Here is an 18,675-nt window from a genome sequence, read left to right on the forward strand (position 1 = left end):
ACCCAATGGAATGAAGCCCTTTCTGCTCGCCGCAACAGTTGCCTCCACCCTTGGGGTGGTCTCGCCGGTTGCGGCGGCAGCGGACTTCGACTTCTGGTACGGCCACAGCGGCCCGATTGCCGAGGCAGTCGAATCGCTGTGCGCGGGCTTCAATGCCGCACAGCATGCGCATCGTGTCCATTGCACATCGCAAGGGACGTACGAGCAGACGATGCAGAAGGTGGTCGCGGCCTATCGGGCCGGCAGGCAACCGGCCATTGTCGAGATCTACGATGTCGGCACCCTCGGCATGATGCTCAGCGGCGCCATCTACCCGGTCTACCGCCTGATGCGCGACACGGGGCACGACGTCGATTGGTCGGACGATCTCGACGTGGTGCGCCGGTACTACGCAGATTCCGCCGGACACCCCGACTCGCTGCCCTTCAACGTCTCGACGCAGATCCTGTACGTCAACAAGGCATGGTTGACCGTTGCGGGCATCGACCATGCACCGCGCACGTGGGAAGCCTTTGAAGCGGCTGCAGAAAGGCTCAAGGCTGCCGGCAGCGTGTGCCCGGCAGTCACGGACTTCGACCCCTGGAAGCTGCTGGAGCAGACCAGCGCCGCGCAGGGCGAACCCATCGCCACGCAACACAACGGCCGCCTGGGGTTGGATGCGCACTACGTGTTCAACGCCGGCAGCCACCGCCGCCTGATGAACGACGTGATGCGCTGGCGGGCACGCGGTCTGCTCATCGACGCGGCCGCCACACGAGCAGGTGTTCAGACGCTCGCGTTTGCCACCGGCGAATGCGCAATGTCGGTCGAATCGACCAGCGCCTGGAGTGGCATCCGTGCCAGCGGGCGCGTCGACGCCGAGGTCGGCATGGTGCCAATCTATGCCGGCACGCAACGGCACAACACCGTGGTCGGCGGGGCATCGTTGTGGGTCATGAAGGGGCAAAGTGCAGCGGTCTATCAAGGCGTCGCCGCATTTTTCGACTACCTTCGCCAGCCCGCCCAGCAGATCGCGTTTTGCACCCGCACCGGCTACCTGCCGGCCACGCGCCGCGCTGCCAACGCGCTCATGACGATGGGCGGTGAACACGCCGCCGCACTGGCGCCGATTGCAACAGGCCTGGCGTCGCTCAGCGGAGCGCCCGCCGAAGGCAGCGAAGGCGCACGGCTGGGCTTCATGCCGCAGTTCCGCCTGGCGTGGCAGGCCGAGGTACAGAAAGCCTTTGGCGGCAGCCAGACCATGAATCAGGCGCTGGACCGCGCCAAGGTGCGTGGCGACCAACTGCTGCAACGATTCAAAGACACCTACGCCGGCGTGACGCTGCCCTAGGAGACCTAGCATGAAGCCGATGGCTCCCTTCCCGCACCGATGGCTCCCGCTTGCACTGGCGGCGCCGCAACTGGCGCTCGCCGCGCTGTTCTTCTACTGGCCGGCGGCCAAGGCGGTCTGGTGGTCGTTCCACCTGGAGCGCCCCTTCGGTAATGGCTCGGTGTTTGTCGGGCTGCAAAACTATTGGCGCGTGCTGACCGACCCCGGTTTTCATGTTTCGCTTCGCGCCACGCTGCTGTTTACGGCCGGGGGCGTTGGGTCGGCCGTCGTGGCGGCACTGGTGCTGGCCGGATGCGCCAACCTCAGCCTGCGCGGCAGCAAGCTTTTTCGCCACTTGCTGATCTGGCCGTACGCAGTGGCGGGCGCGGTGCTCGGTGTCATCCTGCGCTACCTCATGAGCCCAGTTGCCGGGCCGCTCGGCTGGCTCAACCAGGTCTGGCCTGGGCTGTGGGCGCCGCACGTCAGTGGCAACGATGCGCTGCTGATGGTGACCGTGGCCTTTGCGTGGACGCAGATCCCGTTCAACTTCGTGATCTTCACCGCCGCGCTGCAATCCGTGCCGGAAGACACTCTGGCCGCCGCCGCCATCGACGGCGCCGGCCCGCTGCGCCGCTTCATCGACATCCAGTTGCCGCTGATCGCACCCTTCGTGCTGCTGGTGTTGGTCGTCAACATGTTGGAGAGCTTCACCAACAGCTTCGGGATCATCGACACGCTCACACGCGGTGGCCCCGGCGAAGCGACCGAGATCCTGTCCTACAAGATCTTTTCAGACGGCTTTGTTGGGCTCGATCTGTCCGGGTCGTCAACGCTGTCGGTCGTCCTGATGATCGGCGTCATCGTGCTCACCTTTGTGCAATTCCGCGCCTTCGAGCGCGGCTCCGGCGCATCGCATTGATCATGGTCGACCGCCGCCGCGCGTTTCATCTGTGCTGCTACGCGATCTTGCTGCTCGGCGTGCTGTTCGCGCTGGGTCCGCCGTACGTCGCCTTCTGCTCAGCCTCGGTCCCGAACCAGCAGTTGCAGGCGCACGGCGTTGCGCTGCTTCCCGGCCTGCATCTGCTCGACAACATACGAGAAGTCTCGCGGCGCGTGGATATCGGTCGGATGCTGTTCAACAGCCTGGTCGTGTCCAGCGTGGTTGTGCTGGGCAAGCTCGCGTTGTCATCGGTCACGGCGTACGCCGTCGTCTATTTCCGCTCGCCGCTGCGGCATCTCATCTTCTGGGGCGTGTTCATGACGCTGCTCTTGCCGCTGGAGGTGCGCATCGTCCCCACCTATGCCGTTGCTTCTGACTTGTACGAGCCGCTGAAGGCTGTTCTGCGCGCGACGGGTCTGGACGCGCTCATCACCTCGTTGGCAGGCATGCGGGTCGAGCCCTCGCTGAACCTGCTCGACACCTATGCCGGCCTGTCGCTGCCGCTGATGGCGTCGGCCACCGGCACCTTCCTGTTCCGACAGTTCTATCAGACCGTGCCGGTGGAATTGTCAGAAGCCGCTCGTATCGACGGTGCCGGCGCGATCCGGTTCTTCTTCGATATCTTGCTGCCGCTCTCGAAGACGAATCTGGCCGCGCTCGGCACCATCGCCTTCATCACCACGTGGAAGGAATACATGTGGCCGCTCGTGGCGACCAACCAGAGCAGCATGCGCACCGTGGCGGTGGGCGTGGCCAGCTTCTTCCCAACCGAAGCGAGCCAGTTGCCGGAATGGAACCTCGTCATGGCAGCGGCGCTGGTGGCGCTCATCCCACCCGTACTGGTGATTGCGCTACTGCAGCGCTGGTTTGTCAAAGGCGTGATCGGCGCGAGCAAATGAACCGCAGGTAATCGACAGCAAGCGCTGCCGTCCGCACACAAACGCGACACATTGGTTTGTTAGAATTTTTGCGCGATCTCCCCGACATTCCACATGACCACCCGATCCCGAGGTCGTGACCACGCGCACGACACCTCCACAGTCAGTCGAGCGCACGCGAGCGACACATTTCCCAGCCCGAGCGAACGCATGATCCTCGACATCGTTCGGCGACACCGAGCGATCTCCCGGGCAGCGATTGCCTCAGAAACCGACCTTGCGCAGCAGTCGATCCATCGCCTGGTCGAACAACTGATCGCACGCGGCCTGCTGCGCGCCGGCGAGCCCGTCAAGAACGGCCGGGGACAGCCCAGCCCGCAGATCGAGCTGGTGCGCGACGCCGCCTACACGATTGGCGTCTCAATCAATACCGACTCGATGGCGCTCTGCCTGGCAGACCTCGGCTGCAACATCCTGGAAGAAGTCCTGATCCCGACGCCGCCCACCCAGCGCGAAGCATCGCTCGCCCGGCTGAGCACTGAGATCACGCAACTCCTGAAGCGCAACAAGGCACCACGTGCGCGCGTGGTCGGCATCGGTTTTGCGATGACGGGCTTCTTCGTCGGCGGGGGCAGTCAGGTCAACGCGCCCGAGCCACTGCAGGATTGGTCCCTGATCGATCTGGCGCCGATCTTTGAAGCCCGCTTCAAGCTGCCTGTCTGGATCGAGAACAACGCAACCACCGCGGCCATTGGTGAAAGCCTGCTGGGCACCGGCCTGTGGGCGCGCAACTTCTTCTACCTGTCTTTCAACTACGGATTCGGTGGCGGCCCCATCATCGACGGCAAGCCCTACTTCGGCTCGCACGGCAATGCGGGGGAAATGACCATCTTCACCGACGAAGAGGCGGAGCGCCGTCCGGCGCTGCAGTTCCTGATCCGGGAGCTGCGCGCGAATGGTGTCGACATTGAATCGGTCGAAGATCTGCGCTGCCGGTTCGATCCGACTTGGCCCGGTGTAGAGCGCTGGATCGAACGAACACTGCCGGCGCTGGATCGGGTGATCAACTCGGTGGCGGGCTTGATCGACCCAGAAGCGATCGTGTTTGGTGGCCAGTTACCGCCCGAACTTGGAAAGATGCTGATCGCACGGGCCCGGTTCTGGGAGAAGCACCGCTACGGTGTTGCGCCTCCAAGACCGAAACTCGTGCTCGGTGAGGCCACAGGCAATGCAACCGTCATCGGTGCAGCGCTGGTGCCGTTGAAGGCGCGATTCTTTGCGTGAGTGGGATGGGCAAAGGGGACGCGCCTACGGACATTTTTTGCGCGCTGTTACCGCATAACGGCAGACAAATTTAGAAGTTGTGCCGGATCCCGATGTCGAATCCGTTAGAGGATTTGCCTGGAGCGGTCACTGCGCCGTCCAGGGCCTGAGCAGACGCGCCCCCGTTGCTCACGTGAGCAAGGGCCGTATAGAAGGCGGTTCGCTTCGACAGCGTATAGACATAGCCAATTGCCCACTTCTTGGCCGTCGGGCTGCTTGCCGCATCCGTGCTGTAACGTGAGTAAGCGATCCGGATGGCGCCAACGCCGGCGGGAATCCTCGCACCCACCAACCAACCCCTGGCGCTGATCGGCCCGTTCTTGTCCCACTCGTACATGCCCATGGCGTAGACCACGCCAAAGTCATAGCTCGCACCGGCGTTGTTCTGCTGCACATCGCCTGCTGCGTAGTGAGCCCGGCTGACTGCGCCGGCGACGGTAAAGGGCCCAGTGGAGTAGCCGGCGCGAACTCCATAGCCGTTCCCGTCTTTGGAGGTCGGGGTACCACTGGGGTTTTCGCCCATGTAATACATGGCGTTGAACTGGAAGCCGGAGCCGCTGAATCCCTGAGGCCCGTATCCAATCGAGGAGGCGTTAAAGCTATGCCCGTAGAGGTACGAGATGCTGTTGGAGGCGCGGACCGTAGTCGGGCCGGTGATCGCGGAATTCAGCACTTGGCTGCCGCCGCTGCCACCGAGGTCAAATGGATCAAAGACGGCAAGATTCATGTACTGCGGCACGTACTCACGGCCAAGGCGAATTTCACCCCAATTGCTTCCGACGCTGATCGTCGAACGACGGTTGAACGTGAGGCCTCCATTGCCAGTAATACCGGTGGACTGGTTGTTGGTGTTGGTGGTTTGGCCAGTGCCGGTGTCCGCGTTGAAACCGCTCTCCAGCCAGAAGCCGGCCTTGAGGCTACCGCCAAGGTCCTCCTGACCTCTGAAGCCGATCCGGGAGGCGGCAAGGTCGCCGCTCGCCATCTGGCTCAGGTTCGAAATGCTGCCGGAGCCGTGCGCCAAAGCCATGTCCACCGTGCCGAACAGGGTGACGCTGGATTGTGCGTAGGCGGTTCCGGCCAGAGAAGTCGCAAGGACAACGGGCACGGTAATGGCTTGCCGTGTGATCGAATTCGATCGCATGGGATGTGTCTCCTCAATCTTGTTAACGTTTTGATTTTTTCCGGAAGCGCTGCACCGCCCCCGACAGGGACAGCGCTGCGAGCGAGAGCGCGAATAGCGTCCACAGCCCCCGAGCGACCAACGCAGCCGCGATCCCCTGGTTGCCGGGCAGCCACCCGGTGTGCAGCGGGTACACCACGTTCAGATAGCGGACGGTCAGCGGTTGCTCGCTGGCTCGCACGATGCGCAGAACCGAGGCGTCAGCCTCTCGCAGGTACACCGAGTGAAAGCCAAAGGGGTTCCACTCATCCACTCGCAATCGCACGCGGAGCACGCCACCGCGCGCCGCGTAGATTCGTATCGGTCGAGCTTGCGGCAGCGCGACGGATGCGGCGACGAGCGCCTGGCCCAGCGTAGATCGTTGCCCCGCGCTTGCGGCCTGCCCGGCGGGCGGAGGTGCAACGGAACCTCCGCCTGCAAACGCAGACAGCGCGCCGCTCGCCAGTTCCGGCGAGCGCAGTACGAAGCCGGTGGCCAGCATCATCGCGAGCGGAAGGGTGGCGACCGGACCGATCCATCGATGCCATCGCTGCCAGGACGAGCGCGCAGGCAACCGCCTCACGCGCCACCAGACGCGCAGACCCATCGTGATCGATACCAGCGCGAGCAACGCCGATGCTCGAAGTACCCAGGGCCCGACTTCACCGAGCCTCAGATGCTCGTGTAGTTCGAACAGCTGGGTTTTCAAATCATGGCTGTCCGGCTGCAGTTGGCCTGCCGTGCCGCGCGTCGCATCGATATCGGCCCAACCACTCTGGCTGGGCTGCGTCATGCGCAGGTGCACGCGGATCGGTGCGTCGGGGCCACGGGGCAGGTTGACGAGATCAGCTTTTGCCGTTGGATACCGGCTCACCAGTTCAACCATGCCTCGATCGAGCACCCTTCCCCATTCCTGTACCGTGGGCGGACTCGCCTGAGGTGAGGGCAGCGGCTGAAGCCACAACAGCGTGACACCCGTCAGCGCAGACACCAAGAGCAGCGGTGCGAGCACCCACCCCAGCCAACGATGCCATCGATAAGCGAACTTCATGCGGCCTCCCGTTCACGGTCGTCGTCCGCAGCAGCAATGACGCTGCGCTGACGGCTCGCGTACTGACCAGGGGTCATGCCCCAGGTGCTCTTGAAATGCCTGCAGAGATGGCTCTGGTCGTAGAAGCCCGCCAATCGCGCCGCAGATGCGAGCGGCTCGCCGTCGTCCAACAGGGATTGCACAAACTGAAGACGCTGTCTGCAGATGAAGCGATGCGGCGAAAGGCCCGCATGCTGGCGGAACACCGCAGAGAAGCGCCACACGCTCAGGCCAGCCATCGCGGCCAGCTCATTAAGTGACAGGCGCTCGTCGAGATGTTCGTCTATGTATGCGATCGCCCACGCGATGCACCGATGCATGGTCATTCTTGGTTCCTCCAGCAGTGACGCTTTTTTTGTAGGTCTCTCTGGCAGAGATTCTAGGAACCAGATGCGGCACATTCCTCCGAAGTCCCTTGCGCCGCAAACGACTGCATGGCGTTGTAAGTAGTGGAACAGCACAAAGTTGTGAAAACCAGATGCATGCCAAACGCAGCAATTCTGTCCAAGACGCTGCGCGACGTGGTGCCTAGAATCCGAGACCTTCTTGCACAAGATCCCTCGGCTGTTGCCCCGGTCGAGCGCCATCAGGATGCCGCTCACCCGACGCTTGCTCAGGCATCCAACGGCGCTTCGGTGCCTGTACGAAGCAGTGGTCGCTTTTCTAGTTTCAACTACCCCACGTTAGGAGAAGACAATGAGAACTCTCGGCAAACTTACCGTCATGGCATCCGTGATTGCGAGCTTGGGCGCGGTGAACATGGCGCGGGCTCATGGCATTTGGTTCGCACCGCGCTCGAACGAGCTGGCGCTGATCTACGGCGTGGGCGCCGATGATCTAGATGCAGTGAAGCGTCAGCCAAAGATCAAGGCTGTCGCGGCCTATGACGAGAACGGCAAAGAGGAGCCGATGCAGCTCACGCCGCATGGATCGCTGCTCGTAGTGAAAGCGGAGAAGGAGCCGGCGATCGTGACCGCTGTGCTCGACCATGGCCCGTGGAGCAAAACACCCGACGGCGAGTGGTACAACAAGGGCAAGGACGAGGTGCCTGATGCCACGATCAGCGAACACACCTTCAAGTACGCGGTACATCTGCGCCGGCTAAATGTAGTGCCCCCTCTCCTGCCTGCCCACAAGTTGCAGATCGTGCCAATGGTGAAGCCTTTGCCGGAGAAGATGGGCCAGAAGCTTGTGGTCCGGGTGTTGTACGAGGGCAAGCCCGTGCAGGGCGCCCTGGTACAGCCCGACTACGTCACGGATCCCGACTCCAAGCCACTGAAGACGAGTGCCGATGGCATCGCGACCATCAAGGTGCGGAACCAGGGCCTCAACGTCGTCGCTGCAACGCTCACGACGCCACCTGCGAATCCAGTGCAGACAAACCGCGACGAGTATCTAGCGACGCTGTCATTCGTGCTGCCGCACCAACCCGAGTAAGTCTGGCAGGCACGTGAAGACGTGGCGAGACTGCATATGAGCACGCCGCTCCGGTTGCTTCTGCAGTTGATCGCTGCGCTCGCTCTTGCCCTGCCAATCGCGCTCACTGAGGATGCGATCGACAACTAGGCGTGTCCTATCTGCTCGCACGGCCCTGCGATCTACCGGTTGTGCCGCGCGTAGATCGCCGAATTCCGTGCCGTCGAGCAGCACGGAAGTTGATGTGCCACCAGGCTTTCAGCGCCGCCCGTGTTGCCGATCAACTCAACGGAATCTCCAAAATCCACTTGAACGTCCACCGGTCGGTACTACGCGTCAACCCGCGTCCAATGCCAAAGTTGAAAACGAACGGCTTACGGTCCACATCAAACGCGAAAAATAGCGTGTGCTGCTGCTCGTGCAACGGCAGAAGATGATCAACACGCCCCAGTCCAGCGTAGTACTCCACCCCGGTGCGAACGCCGGTTGCGACAGTGCGAGCCACCTTGAATGCGGGCGCAACCTCAGGCACACCGCTGCGCTCGGGGCCAGAGAGGTTCCAGTCAAGTACCGGGTTGATCGCCCATAGCCACCGCTCATTCTGAAAGCCATAAATTGGCCGCAACTCGGCAGCTTGCTGGGACTGCTCAAATCGTGACGCCACGTGAGCCAGCTCGACGTTGAGACCGGCGAAGTAGCCGACACCATCCTCCGGTCGAACAGGCATCCACTTGACGCGGACCTTCGGACCGGTGACGTAGTACGTGTTCTCGCGCGTGAGCGAAGTCGGAACGTACAGACCAAGCTCTACCGACGGCGTCAATCCGTAAGAGAACTCGGCGGTTGCGCGCCAACCGTGGGGCGTTGTGACTTCTTTGGGGTACGAGGGCTCTGCGATGCCGCTCGGCGTCGTGTTCAGATGCAGCTCCAAGCCAAGCTCGCCCGGTGCGTTGATGTCGCCCGTATACACCTGGATTTCGTCTGGCAGCGCGGCGTGCACCGGCGGTGCCGACACGTACAACAAACTGGCGGTGAGCCCGGCGATGCCGGCAACGCGCGAATGCACCATGGAAATACTCCGTTTTCTGCCAGCCGAACAACAAATGCTGGCCGAGCGTTCTTTCTTAAAGTTTCGGTTCATTGCAGCAGGTGTCGAATCGTGGATGGCAACGGTCTCAATCGCTTTGCGCGTTGTCCCTTCATTCCCAAGTGCCATAGCAATCGAAGCTGATGAATTTCGGTTGATATGCCATTGCATTGCTCTCCAAGAGGTGGCTGCCAGGTCGAATACAAGTTTATGGAGACCCGTTCTGGAGAGATGCTTTATTGCAGTGGGGTTCGAGCAGATTCCTTGTTGATTTCGCACGTGCATGACATGTTGTGCGGCTTTCGTTGAGATCGGGCTTTGCCGGACAGGACCGTCTGGTTTGTGAGTGCCATAGGGGGCTGGAACGACACCGCCACGCGCGGCGGGCGAGATGGGGTCTTAAGCCAGCAGGCGAGCAGCGGCGATGGGAATGCTGACACGGCAGCCTTCAGGGCGGGCGGTGCGCGCTAGCAGGCTGTTGGGATGGGAAACTCAAACCCTATGCCGGAAGCGTGAGCATGAGGTCGCGCGGCGGGGCCTTGGAGCCGAGCGGCACGCCGCAGACGGGCCGCAGGAACAGTACGCGGCTGGCGGATAGCTGAAGCTAACGGTAGACCAAAAAGTCTGTACTAGGCTGGCGCCTCAACAGACAAACAACGCACAGAAAGTCTGGCCAACAGCGGGGCGTCTGGTTGGCCAGACTTTCCTATCCACCACGCCAGCCGTTTTATTCCTCTACTCTGGGAATGTCAGCCCAGTTCGCCATACCCGCGCATGCGCGCCTCGCGCGCCATCACGGCGATGGGCCGGTAATGCGCCAGCGTGGTCGGCACGATATCTTCCAGGCGGAGTCTGGCGCGCAGGCCGGCGTCATCGTGCAAGGCTTCGCACATCGCCTGCCTCACTCGCTCCACCAGCGCGTCGTCCGCCCGGCGTGAGGCGATGAACGGCAGGCCGGCCACATGCCGTGTCGAGCCGATCTGCCGTAGCCCCGCAACCAGTTCGGGCCTGTGCTCGGCGGCAAAGGCCAGCGTTACGCAATCGATGGCGGCAACGTCGGCCTCGCCGTCAGCAACAGCCGCCAGCGACCGGAGGTGCGAGCCCGTGTGCACGACGGCATCGAAGAACCGCGCGCCGCGCACCAGCGGCGCTACGGCGTGGCGCAGCGCGTTCATACCGCTGTGCGAGTCGGGGCTGTTGCAGGCCACCCGCGCGCCCCGGCATGCGGCCAGGGTGGCGGGTCCATCTTTCGCACGGACCACGATCGCACTGCTGTAGGCCTCCTGGTGGCAGCCGGGCACCACAAACCGAGGGGTGCCGATCAACTGTACCCGCGATGCCAACCCGCGAATCAACGGGTAGCCGCAGGTTTGCGACAGCAACACGTCGTCGCGCCGCCAGAATGCGTGCAGCGCGTCGGGGCTCTCGCCAGGGTCCACGGTGTCCAGCATCACGGGCGACTTGCCACGGCCCAGCGCCTGGGCTGTCCGCTCGATCAGCGTGGCCCAATCGTCCCGCAACGACGCAGAGACGTTGTACATCGGGAGGGCTGCGACCCAGCGCTCACGCTTCGCCATATTCGCCATAGGCGTGCGGCGCGACCACGTGCCGATCGGAAGGACCATGGAACAGCGGATGCGCAACGGGCGCCGCCGCGCGCAACGCATAGCGGATCAGCCATTCCCGATAACCGCGGACATGGAAGCCGCCGTTGCGCGCGAGGTAGTCGTCGGCGCGGCGCCGGTAGACCCACGCCAATGCAAACCACGGTACGGAAGGCAGGTCGTGGTGCACCAAGTGGTAGTTGTTGTTGAGAAACAGCAGCCGCCACATCAGGCCGGCGTCGTTGATCACACAGCGGGTTGCGTGGGAATCCGCCACGCGATGCTCCTGGAACGAGCGGATCGCCGCCAGTGACAGCGCCGGGTACGCCACGCCCAGCAGCATCAGCCAAGCGGGCATGCCACAGGCGGTCTGCAGCCAGACGAGCAACACCGCGACTGCAAGCAGGTGGGCCGTCCACATTGGCGCGTCACGCCAGTCGCCAGCGCGCAGCTTTGCGAAAGCATCCGCCGCAATGGTGAGGATCGAGAACGCGGGCTGCAGCAACATCCGCCCCGCCAGCGTATTGCGCGCGACATACAGCTTGCGCATCGCCGGGCTGGCGGCGTGCCAATCCACGGCGTAGAGGAAGTAGCTCTCCGGATCGGTGTCGGGGTGCGTCAATTCAGCCTCATGGTGCTGCAGATGCAGGCGCCGATACAGGCCATAGGGCAGCCAGATGCCCAGCGGTGCGGCACCAAGCAAGGCATTGAGCCACGGCAGGCGCGTCGGGTGGCCATGCAGCAGCTCGTGCTGCAACGACAGGTACCACGTGGTGGATAGCGTGAGCAGCACACACGCCAGCGGCAAACCAAGTTGCCGTGCATGCGTGGCCACGCCAAACCACGTCGCATAGACCGTGGCGATCAGCAGCCACGTCGGTAACTCCGTGCGCCACAGCCAGTGACGGGCGGCCTGCGCCAGCTCTGTGCGCTGTCGGTCGTCAAGATAAATGGCCATGCGTGCGGGCTTGCGTTGTGGGACGAAGGCACAGCATACGGGCCGGCCCCGGACGACCGGAACGAAGGATTGCCGATAACGATATGTGGCACGCCATCGCCAGCGCACATGATGTTCAGGACGGTCTTTGATCAGCCAATGTCTTGCCGTGATGCAAAGCGCGCATCTGCTGGCCAATGCGCGTTGGCGCCTGGCCTCTCCCGCAATAGCAAGGGGGCCATGGCACCACAAGTGCGCGAATATGCATGCTCCCAATCCTTCGTTGGCACGCGTGCACCGTCAGCCCATAGTGATTGCTTCTCGAGTGCAATGAGCGATGGAGCAAACGATGTCTGTGCTGCTGGGATGGCGACGCTGGATGGTTCGCGCAATGTGGGTGGCGGCAGCCGGTGCTGCCGGACAGGCCACGGCGGCGCCGGCCTCGGGTGAGCCACTGTACTTTGGCGTGTCCGGCCCGCTGACCGGTCAGAACGCGCAGTACGGCGCGCAATGGAAGGCCGGCTTCGACCTGGCGCTGGAGCAGATCAATGCTGCCGGCGGCATCCACGGGCGACCGCTGCAGTACGTGTTCGAAGACAGTCAGAGCGACCCGCGCCAGGCCGTCGCCATTGCGCAGAAGTTCGTGGCAGACCGCCGCATTCTCATCGAATTGGGCGACTTCTCCAGCCCCGCGTCGATGGCGGCCTCGCCGATCTACCAGCGCGCAGGGCTCGTGCAACTCGGCTTCACCAACTCGCACCCGGACTTCACCAAGGGCGGCGATTTCATCTGGAGCCCGTCGGTCAGCCAAGCCGATGCGCAACCGCTGCTGGCCGATCTGGCCGTCAAGACCGAAGGCTTCAAGCGCGTGGCCGTGCTCTACCTGAACACCGACTGGGGCCGCACCAGCAAGGATGTGTTCGCGACGGCCGCCAAACAGCGCGGCGCGCAGGTGGTGGCCACCGAAGGCTACCAGCCCGACGAGAAGGATTTCCGCTCCACGCTCGTACGCGTGCGCGACGCCAAACCCGACGGCATCGTGCTGATCTCGTACTACGCAGACGGGGCGCTCATCGCCGGGCAGTTGCGGGCCACGGGCATCCAGTTGCCGATCGTGGCGGCCAGCTCGGTGTATTCGCCCAAGTTCCTGGAGCTGGGGGCGACGGCCGTCAACGGCGTGGCCACCAACACCACGTTCTTCCCGGATGAGCCGCGGCCCGAAGTGCAGACCTTCGTCAAGCAGTTCCGCGCCAAGTACCAGCGCGACCCCGACGCCTTCAACGCCTTCGCCTACGACGCCGTCATCCTGGCCGCCGAAGCGCTGAAGGCGGGCGGCACGGACCGCCGTGCCATCCGCGATGCCCTGCCCAGGCTGCGCGACGTGCCCAGCGTGGTGTTTGGCCGCGCCACGTTCGACCCCGCCACGCGCCGCGTGCTGGGCGTGCGCAGCATCAACGTGGTGGTCAAGGACGGCAAGTGGACGCTGCTCGATCGCAAGACCACGGTCGCCAAGCAATAACCGGGCGGATGGATCGAAGATGGAATCGCTGCTGCATGGGGCGTGGCTCGACTACACGGTCAACGGGCTCGTCGTCGGCAACATCTATGCGTTGCTGGCGGTGGGGCTGGCGCTGATCTTCGGCGTCTCGCATCTGATCAACTTTGCGCATGGCTCGGTCTATACGGTCGGTGCGTTCATCGGCTGGTTTGCCATCACGCACCTGCACGCGCCGCTGTGGGTGACGATCGCCCTGGTAATCGTCGGCTCGGCGCTGCTGGGCATGGGCATCGAGCGTGTCGGGTTGCGCCCGCTGGCCAATGCACCGCGCATTGCACCGCTGCTGGCGACCATCGGTTTGAGCTACGTGATCGATCAGGCCGTCCAGTTGCTGGCCGGGCCCGACCCACGCGCGCTGCCGAGCCCCCTGCCCGACTGGCGCCTCACGCTGGGCGGCGGCAGCATCGGTGCGCTGGACGCGCTGATCGCGGCGCTCGGCCTGGCCAGTGCGGCGGTCCTGTTTGTGTTTCTGCGCTACACGCGGCTGGGTTGGGCCGTGCGCGCCACCGCGCAGGACCGTGACGCCGCACGCCAGATGGGTGTGAGCACACACGCGGTCAACCAGGCCGTGTTCGCCATCGCCTCCGCGCTGGGTGGGCTAAGCGGGCTGCTGGTCGGCATGTACTACAACAACATCAGCCCCGCGATGAGCTTTCAGGCCACGCTCAAGGGCGTGGTGGCGGTGGTGATTGGCGGTGTGGGCAATGTGCCCGGCGCGATTGCCGGCAGCTTGCTGCTCGGCCTGACCGAGAGCTATGGCGTGGCCCTGTTCGGCACACCGTATCGCAACCTGTTCGCCTTCCTGCTGCTGGTGGGCGTGCTGGTGTGGCGACCGAATGGACTGTTCGCGCGCAAACCCGCGCTGCCGCCCGAACCGCTGACCGGCACCTTCATCGCGCCGAGCCGGCCGCTCAAGGTGCCGCGTTGGGTGTGGCCCGTGGCGATTGCCGTGCTGGCCGTGGTGCCGCTTACCGGCGTGTCGTCGTATGTCGTGCAGGTGCTGACCAACGCATGGCTGTACGCGCTGCTGGCGTTGTCGCTCACGCTGGTGGCGGGCACGGCCGGGCAGATTTCGCTTGGGCATGCGGGCTTGCTGGCCATCGGGGCCTATGCCTCGGCGCTGCTGGCCATCGATGCCCACGTGCCTGTGCTGCTGGCCGTGCTGCTGGCCGGCGTGGTAACCGCCGCGCTCGGCACGCTGCTGGTGCTGCCGGCGTTCCGGCTGCGCGGGCACTACGTGTCGATCGCCACCCTGGGCATCGGCGAGATCATCGCGCTGGTCATCCTCAACTGGGAAAGCGTCACACATGGGCCGATCGGCGTGGCAGGTATTCCGCCGTTGGCCGCCGGCAACGTCGCGCTCGATTCCGCCGCGGCGTTCTACTGGGTGGGCCTGGCTGCCGTGGTGGCACTGGGGCTGCTGCAGCGGCGCCTCCTCGGCACGCACCTCGGCCGCACCCTGCGCGCGATCCGCGAAGACGACGTTGCGGCGCGCGCCTACGGCGTCTCGCCCGCGCGCTACAAGGCGCTGGCCTTTGGGGTGGGCGGCTTCCTGGCGGGCGTTGCCGGTGCCCTGACCGCGCATCTCTACAGCTACATCAACCACGAGACCTTCGGCTCGCCGATCTCCATCCTGGCGCTGACCATGGTGATCCTCGGCGGCCTGGGCAGCGTGGCGGGGGCGGTGATCGGCGCGGTGGCGCTCGTCGGCCTGCCTGAACTGTTTCGCGTCACGGCCGAGTACCGCATCCTGATCGTCGGCCTCACGCTTCTGCTGCTGGTCCGCTTCCGGCCCCAAGGCTTGCTGGGGACGGTCTGACCTACCTTGCTGCTTCACTCTCACGAGAACCCCAATGAGCACGCTCAACGATTACCTGATCGAAAAACGCGCAGCCGTGCTGGCACGCGAAGCACGCATTGCGTCCGGCGCCTTCGAACCGGTGCGCCTGGCCGCCAGCGTCAGCGCTGAAGGCCGCAGCGGCGTGCGGCGCGTACGCATTCGCGAGCACCAGATCCTCAGCGACAGCCCGCCTGATTTTGCCGGCTACAACCTGGGGGCCAGCTCTCCGGAGCAGCAACTCGGCGTGCTGGGCTCGTGCGTGACGCATATCTTCCTGATCCAGGCTGCGCAGCATGAGGTGCCGATCGATTCGCTGGAGGTGGAAGTCACCGGCCAGATCGACGCCCGCGCAGGTCACCCGGGCTACGAGCACATCCCGGTGTATCCGCACGACATCGGCTACACGGTGCACATCGCCTCGCCCGCCTCGCGCGAGCAGCTCGACGCGCTGTTCGAAGCGGTCGAGCGTACCTGCCCGATCCTGAACCTGCTCAAGCACCCGCAAACCATCCGCGCCACGCTGCAGCACACGCGCACGGGCGCCACCGACGGCTCGACTGACAGCGCGAGCGACCCGCAGGCCAGCCATGCCGTCCCGGCTTGAACTGCGCGGCGTCACGCGCCGCTTCGGCGGGCTGATAGCGGTCGAGAGCATCGACCTGGACGTGGCCGACGGCGAGGTTGTCAGCCTGATCGGCCCGAACGGCGCGGGCAAGACCACGCTGTTCAACCTCATCACCGGCGTCGACACGCCCGATGCGGGCACGGTGCGCGTGGATGGCGTCGGCACCACCGGCTGGCGCGCCGAGCAGCTTGCCGCCGCCGGCGTGGCGCGCACGTTTCAGCACGGCCGCGTGTTCGGCAACCTGAGCGTGCTCGACAACGTGCTGATCGGTGCGCACACGCAACTGCGCGCGGTCCGACCACCGTGGCCGGTGATCGGTCCGCTGGCCGAACTGGTGCTGGCGCTGTGGCGGTCAGCACGCGTGCGCGATGAGGAAGCCGCACTGCACCAACAGGCACGCGACATCCTCGCCCTCTTTGACGAGCGCCTGCTGCCGCGCCTGCATCAACCGACGTACACGCTGTCCTACGCCAACCGCCGCCGCGTGGAGATTGCCCGCGCGCTTGCCGCACGCCCGCGCCTGCTGCTGCTCGACGAGCCCACCGCCGGCATGAACGAAAGCGAAACCGCCGAGATGCAGCAGATCATTGCCGCACTCAAGGCACAGGGCCAGACGATCCTGTTGATCGAGCACAAGCTTGAACTCGTGATGCAACTCTCCGACCGCGTGATCGCCATGGACAACGGCCGCAAGATCGCCGAAGGCCGGCCTGAGACCGTGCGCAACGATCCCGCCGTCATCGAGGCGTATCTCGGTCATCGCGCCGTGGGCGACGTACCTGATGCCCTAGCCGCATAGCAACCCATGTCTACGCTCGCCTCCTCTCAACCGCTGTTGCGCTTCTCCGGCATCAACACGCACTATGGCCCCGCGCAGGTGCACTTCGACGTGAACCTGGAGGTGCGGCCCGGCCAGATTGTCAGCCTGCTGGGTGGCAATGCCAGCGGCAAATCCACCTCGATGAAACTGATCCTCGGCCTGCACAAGCCGACCTCCGGCGACGTGCAGATCGACGGGGTGTCGACGCTCAAGCTCTCGACGCCGCAGATCATCCGGCTGGGCGTGGCGTCGGTGCCCGAAGCCCGCCGGCTGTTCGGCGCCATGACGGTGCGCGAGAACCTGCTGATGGGCGCCTTCACGCGCAACCTACGCCGCGAGCGCACCGCCATCGCGGAAGACTACGAGCGCATGCTCACGCTCTTCCCGCGTGTAAAAGAACGCCTGCATGCGCTGGCCGGCACGCTGTCGGGCGGCGAGCAACAGATGGTGGCGATGGCCCGTGCGTTGATGGGCCGCCCGCGCCTGATTTGCATGGATGAGCCGACCATGGGCCTGTCGCCGCGCTATGTCGACCATGTGCTGGACCTCATCGCCCAAGTCAACGCCACCGGCGTGTCAGTCTTCATGGTGGAACAGAACGCCAGCCTCGCCCTGCGCATCGCCCACCACGGCTACGTCCTGCAGAACGGGCGTATCGTGCTGTCGGGGCCGGCGCGCGAACTGCTGCACGATGCACGCATCCGCAGCGCCTACCTCGGCGGTGAAGCCGCCTGACGCCTGACGTCTGACACCATCCGCATCCCCTCCAACCGGAACCGCCATGAGCCTGACCCTGGACCACATCGTCATCCGCGTGCATGACCTGGAGCGCGTCATCGCCGACTACACGGCGCTTGGCTTTACCGTGCAGCGCGGCGGCACGCATGCCGATGGCGTCACGCACAACGCGCTGGTCGGCTTTGCCGACGGCAGCTACCTGGAACTGATCGCCTTCCTGCAGCCCGCACCCGAGCGCCGCTGGTGGTCGCTCGGCGAGCAGCATGGCGAAGGCTATGTCGACTTTGCCCTGCTGCCGCACAACGTGGGCGCCGTGGTCGATGCCGCACGCGAGCGTGGTCTCGACTATGAAGGGCCGTTGCCCGGCGGTCGTCTGCGCCCCGATGGCGCAGAGCTGGTCTGGGAACTCGGCCGCCCTGCCACCCCCGACCTGCCCTTCCTGTGTGGCGACGTGACCCCGCGCCACCTGCGCGTGCGTGAAGGCGAGGTGCGCGAACATGCCAACGGCGTACAGGGCATCGCTTCCGTCACGGTGGCGGTTCGGGATATCGAGACCAGTCTGGCGCGATATCGCGCGCTGCTCGGATCGGTACAGGCGTCGGCACCGACCGCGTTGGCCGGCGTGGGCATCGCCTCGGCTGTGGTGCCGGTGGGCGACGCAGCCGTGGTGCTGGTCAGCCCGTTACCGGAGAGTCCGCTGCCTGCCGCGGTGGATCTGGAACACCACCTCGCTACCCGCGGTGAAGGCGTCCTGGGGCTGGCGCTATCGAGCACACTCGGGACAACAGCGTCGCTGCCCGTCGGACAGACGCACGGCGCGCGGATTTCGGTACAACCATCCGCTGGCACGCGGCATGCACCACAGGGCCCACTGGCGGAAACGGCACTCGCCTGAACCCGGTGGGAACGGACTTTTTTGTCCGCCGTTCAGCACCGTTAAGTGCCGTGTTTTTTCAGTCCGGCACGACGGCCGTCACCTCGATCTCAACCTTGGCCCGGTCTTCAACGAGTGCGGACACCTCCACCGCCGTCATCGCAATGCTGAAGCTGCCGATCAGCTCGCGGAACGCTTTGCCGATTTCCGGGTACGCGGCCACGTAGGCCTTCTTGTCCGTCACGTACCACGTCATGCGCACGATGTGCTCGGGCTTGGCATCGCCAGCGGCCAGCACTTCGACGATGTTCTGCAGCGCCTGCCGCACTTGACCGGCGAGGTCATCGGTGTGGAACACGCCCTGCGCGTCCCAGCCGATCATGCCGGCGACAAAGACCATGCGCCCGCGCGCGGACACACCGTTGGCATAGCCCTTCGGACGCGGCCAGCCGGGAGGGAGGAGGACTTCCATGATGT

At 64.6% G+C, this 18,675-nt stretch carries 18 protein-coding genes; 11 read left to right on the forward strand and 7 right to left on the reverse strand.

Features of this window, described 5'->3' with window-relative positions; all coding sequences use genetic code 11:
- Window positions 1–10: 10 nt before the first annotated feature.
- From ACS7SF_RS22135 to ACS7SF_RS22150, 4 genes are all read left to right on the forward strand, one after another.
- Window positions 11–1,330, forward strand: coding sequence for an extracellular solute-binding protein (locus tag ACS7SF_RS22135; protein WP_439894269.1), 1,320 nt, complete (start codon window positions 11–13; stop codon window positions 1,328–1,330).
- Window positions 1,331–1,340: 10 nt separating this feature from the next.
- Window positions 1,341–2,228 carry a carbohydrate ABC transporter permease gene (locus tag ACS7SF_RS22140; protein ID WP_439894270.1) on the forward strand — a complete coding sequence of 296 codons (888 nt, stop codon included), beginning with the start codon at window positions 1,341–1,343 and terminating at the stop codon, window positions 2,226–2,228.
- Window positions 2,229–2,230: 2 nt separating this feature from the next.
- Window positions 2,231–3,148 (forward strand): ABC transporter permease subunit, encoded by a 918-nt coding sequence (locus ACS7SF_RS22145; RefSeq protein WP_439894271.1) that lies wholly within the window; start codon window positions 2,231–2,233, stop codon window positions 3,146–3,148.
- 189 nt (window positions 3,149–3,337) lie between these two features.
- Window positions 3,338–4,411 (forward strand): ROK family transcriptional regulator, encoded by a 1,074-nt coding sequence (locus ACS7SF_RS22150; RefSeq protein ID WP_439894453.1) that lies wholly within the window; start codon window positions 3,338–3,340, stop codon window positions 4,409–4,411.
- 70 nt (window positions 4,412–4,481) lie between these two features.
- On the opposite strand, the gene ACS7SF_RS22155 is transcribed toward ACS7SF_RS22150, so the two are convergent.
- The 3 genes from ACS7SF_RS22155 to ACS7SF_RS22165 are packed head-to-tail and all read right to left on the reverse strand — an operon-like array spanning window position 4,482 to window position 7,025.
- Complete coding sequence (locus ACS7SF_RS22155) at window positions 4,482–5,591, reverse strand: porin (protein WP_439894272.1); 1,110 nt, start codon at window positions 5,589–5,591, stop codon at window positions 4,482–4,484.
- Between the two features lie 22 nt (window positions 5,592–5,613).
- On the reverse strand, window positions 5,614–6,660 hold the full coding sequence (locus tag ACS7SF_RS22160; protein ID WP_439894273.1) for a PepSY-associated TM helix domain-containing protein: 1,047 nt from the start codon (window positions 6,658–6,660) through the stop codon (window positions 5,614–5,616).
- A complete protein-coding gene (locus tag ACS7SF_RS22165) occupies window positions 6,657–7,025 on the reverse strand; it encodes a helix-turn-helix domain-containing protein (RefSeq protein ID WP_439894274.1) in 369 nt (122 codons plus the stop codon). Before ACS7SF_RS22165 ends, ACS7SF_RS22160 begins: the two co-directional genes overlap by 4 nt.
- Before the next feature lie 370 nt (window positions 7,026–7,395).
- Here ACS7SF_RS22165 and ACS7SF_RS22170 point away from each other — a divergent pair, with 370 nt between their 5' ends.
- Window positions 7,396–8,136 (forward strand): DUF4198 domain-containing protein, encoded by a 741-nt coding sequence (locus tag ACS7SF_RS22170; protein WP_439894275.1) that lies wholly within the window; start codon window positions 7,396–7,398, stop codon window positions 8,134–8,136.
- A 259-nt stretch (window positions 8,137–8,395) separates the two neighbouring features.
- Here ACS7SF_RS22170 and ACS7SF_RS22175 read toward each other — a convergent pair whose 3' ends face one another.
- The 3 genes from ACS7SF_RS22175 to ACS7SF_RS22185 all read right to left on the reverse strand — a co-directional run bounded on the left by ACS7SF_RS22175 (window position 8,396) and on the right by ACS7SF_RS22185 (window position 11,764).
- Window positions 8,396–9,184, reverse strand: a complete 789-nt coding sequence (locus ACS7SF_RS22175) for a hypothetical protein (RefSeq protein ID WP_439894454.1) — start codon at window positions 9,182–9,184, stop codon at window positions 8,396–8,398.
- Window positions 9,185–9,951: 767 nt separating this feature from the next.
- On the reverse strand, window positions 9,952–10,743 hold the full coding sequence (locus tag ACS7SF_RS22180; RefSeq protein ID WP_439894276.1) for a phosphate/phosphite/phosphonate ABC transporter substrate-binding protein: 792 nt from the start codon (window positions 10,741–10,743) through the stop codon (window positions 9,952–9,954).
- 22 nt (window positions 10,744–10,765) lie between these two features.
- Window positions 10,766–11,764: a fatty acid desaturase gene (locus tag ACS7SF_RS22185; protein ID WP_439894277.1), complete on the reverse strand. Its 999-nt coding sequence runs from the start codon at window positions 11,762–11,764 to the stop codon at window positions 10,766–10,768.
- 328 nt (window positions 11,765–12,092) lie between these two features.
- Here ACS7SF_RS22185 and ACS7SF_RS22190 point away from each other — a divergent pair, with 328 nt between their 5' ends.
- From ACS7SF_RS22190 to ACS7SF_RS22215, 6 genes are read left to right on the forward strand one after another with little or no spacing between them, the layout of a single operon-like run.
- Window positions 12,093–13,262 (forward strand): ABC transporter substrate-binding protein, encoded by a 1,170-nt coding sequence (locus ACS7SF_RS22190; protein WP_439894278.1) that lies wholly within the window; start codon window positions 12,093–12,095, stop codon window positions 13,260–13,262.
- A 19-nt stretch (window positions 13,263–13,281) separates the two neighbouring features.
- Window positions 13,282–15,120 carry an ABC transporter permease gene (locus ACS7SF_RS22195; protein WP_439894279.1) on the forward strand — a complete coding sequence of 613 codons (1,839 nt, stop codon included), beginning with the start codon at window positions 13,282–13,284 and terminating at the stop codon, window positions 15,118–15,120.
- Window positions 15,121–15,154: 34 nt separating this feature from the next.
- The gene (locus ACS7SF_RS22200; RefSeq protein ID WP_439894280.1) at window positions 15,155–15,745 is read left to right on the forward strand and encodes an OsmC family protein; all 591 of its coding nucleotides are present in this window, start codon (window positions 15,155–15,157) and stop codon (window positions 15,743–15,745) included.
- Window positions 15,729–16,565, forward strand: a complete 837-nt coding sequence (locus ACS7SF_RS22205; protein WP_439894281.1) for an ABC transporter ATP-binding protein — start codon at window positions 15,729–15,731, stop codon at window positions 16,563–16,565. The genes ACS7SF_RS22200 and ACS7SF_RS22205 overlap by 17 nt, the downstream gene beginning before the upstream one ends.
- Window positions 16,566–16,571: 6 nt before the next feature.
- Window positions 16,572–17,321 carry an ABC transporter ATP-binding protein gene (locus tag ACS7SF_RS22210; RefSeq protein WP_439894282.1) on the forward strand — a complete coding sequence of 250 codons (750 nt, stop codon included), beginning with the start codon at window positions 16,572–16,574 and terminating at the stop codon, window positions 17,319–17,321.
- A 46-nt stretch (window positions 17,322–17,367) separates the two neighbouring features.
- Window positions 17,368–18,219: a VOC family protein gene (locus ACS7SF_RS22215; RefSeq protein ID WP_439894283.1), complete on the forward strand. Its 852-nt coding sequence runs from the start codon at window positions 17,368–17,370 to the stop codon at window positions 18,217–18,219.
- 58 nt (window positions 18,220–18,277) lie between these two features.
- On the opposite strand, the gene ACS7SF_RS22220 is transcribed toward ACS7SF_RS22215, so the two are convergent.
- Window positions 18,278–18,670, reverse strand: coding sequence for a RidA family protein (locus ACS7SF_RS22220; RefSeq protein ID WP_439894284.1), 393 nt, complete (start codon window positions 18,668–18,670; stop codon window positions 18,278–18,280).
- Between the last annotated feature and the right edge of the window lie 5 nt (window positions 18,671–18,675).

This window comes from Ralstonia sp. 25C (assembly GCF_051904805.1).
In the GTDB taxonomy this organism is placed as follows: Bacteria; Pseudomonadota; Gammaproteobacteria; order Burkholderiales; family Burkholderiaceae; genus Ralstonia.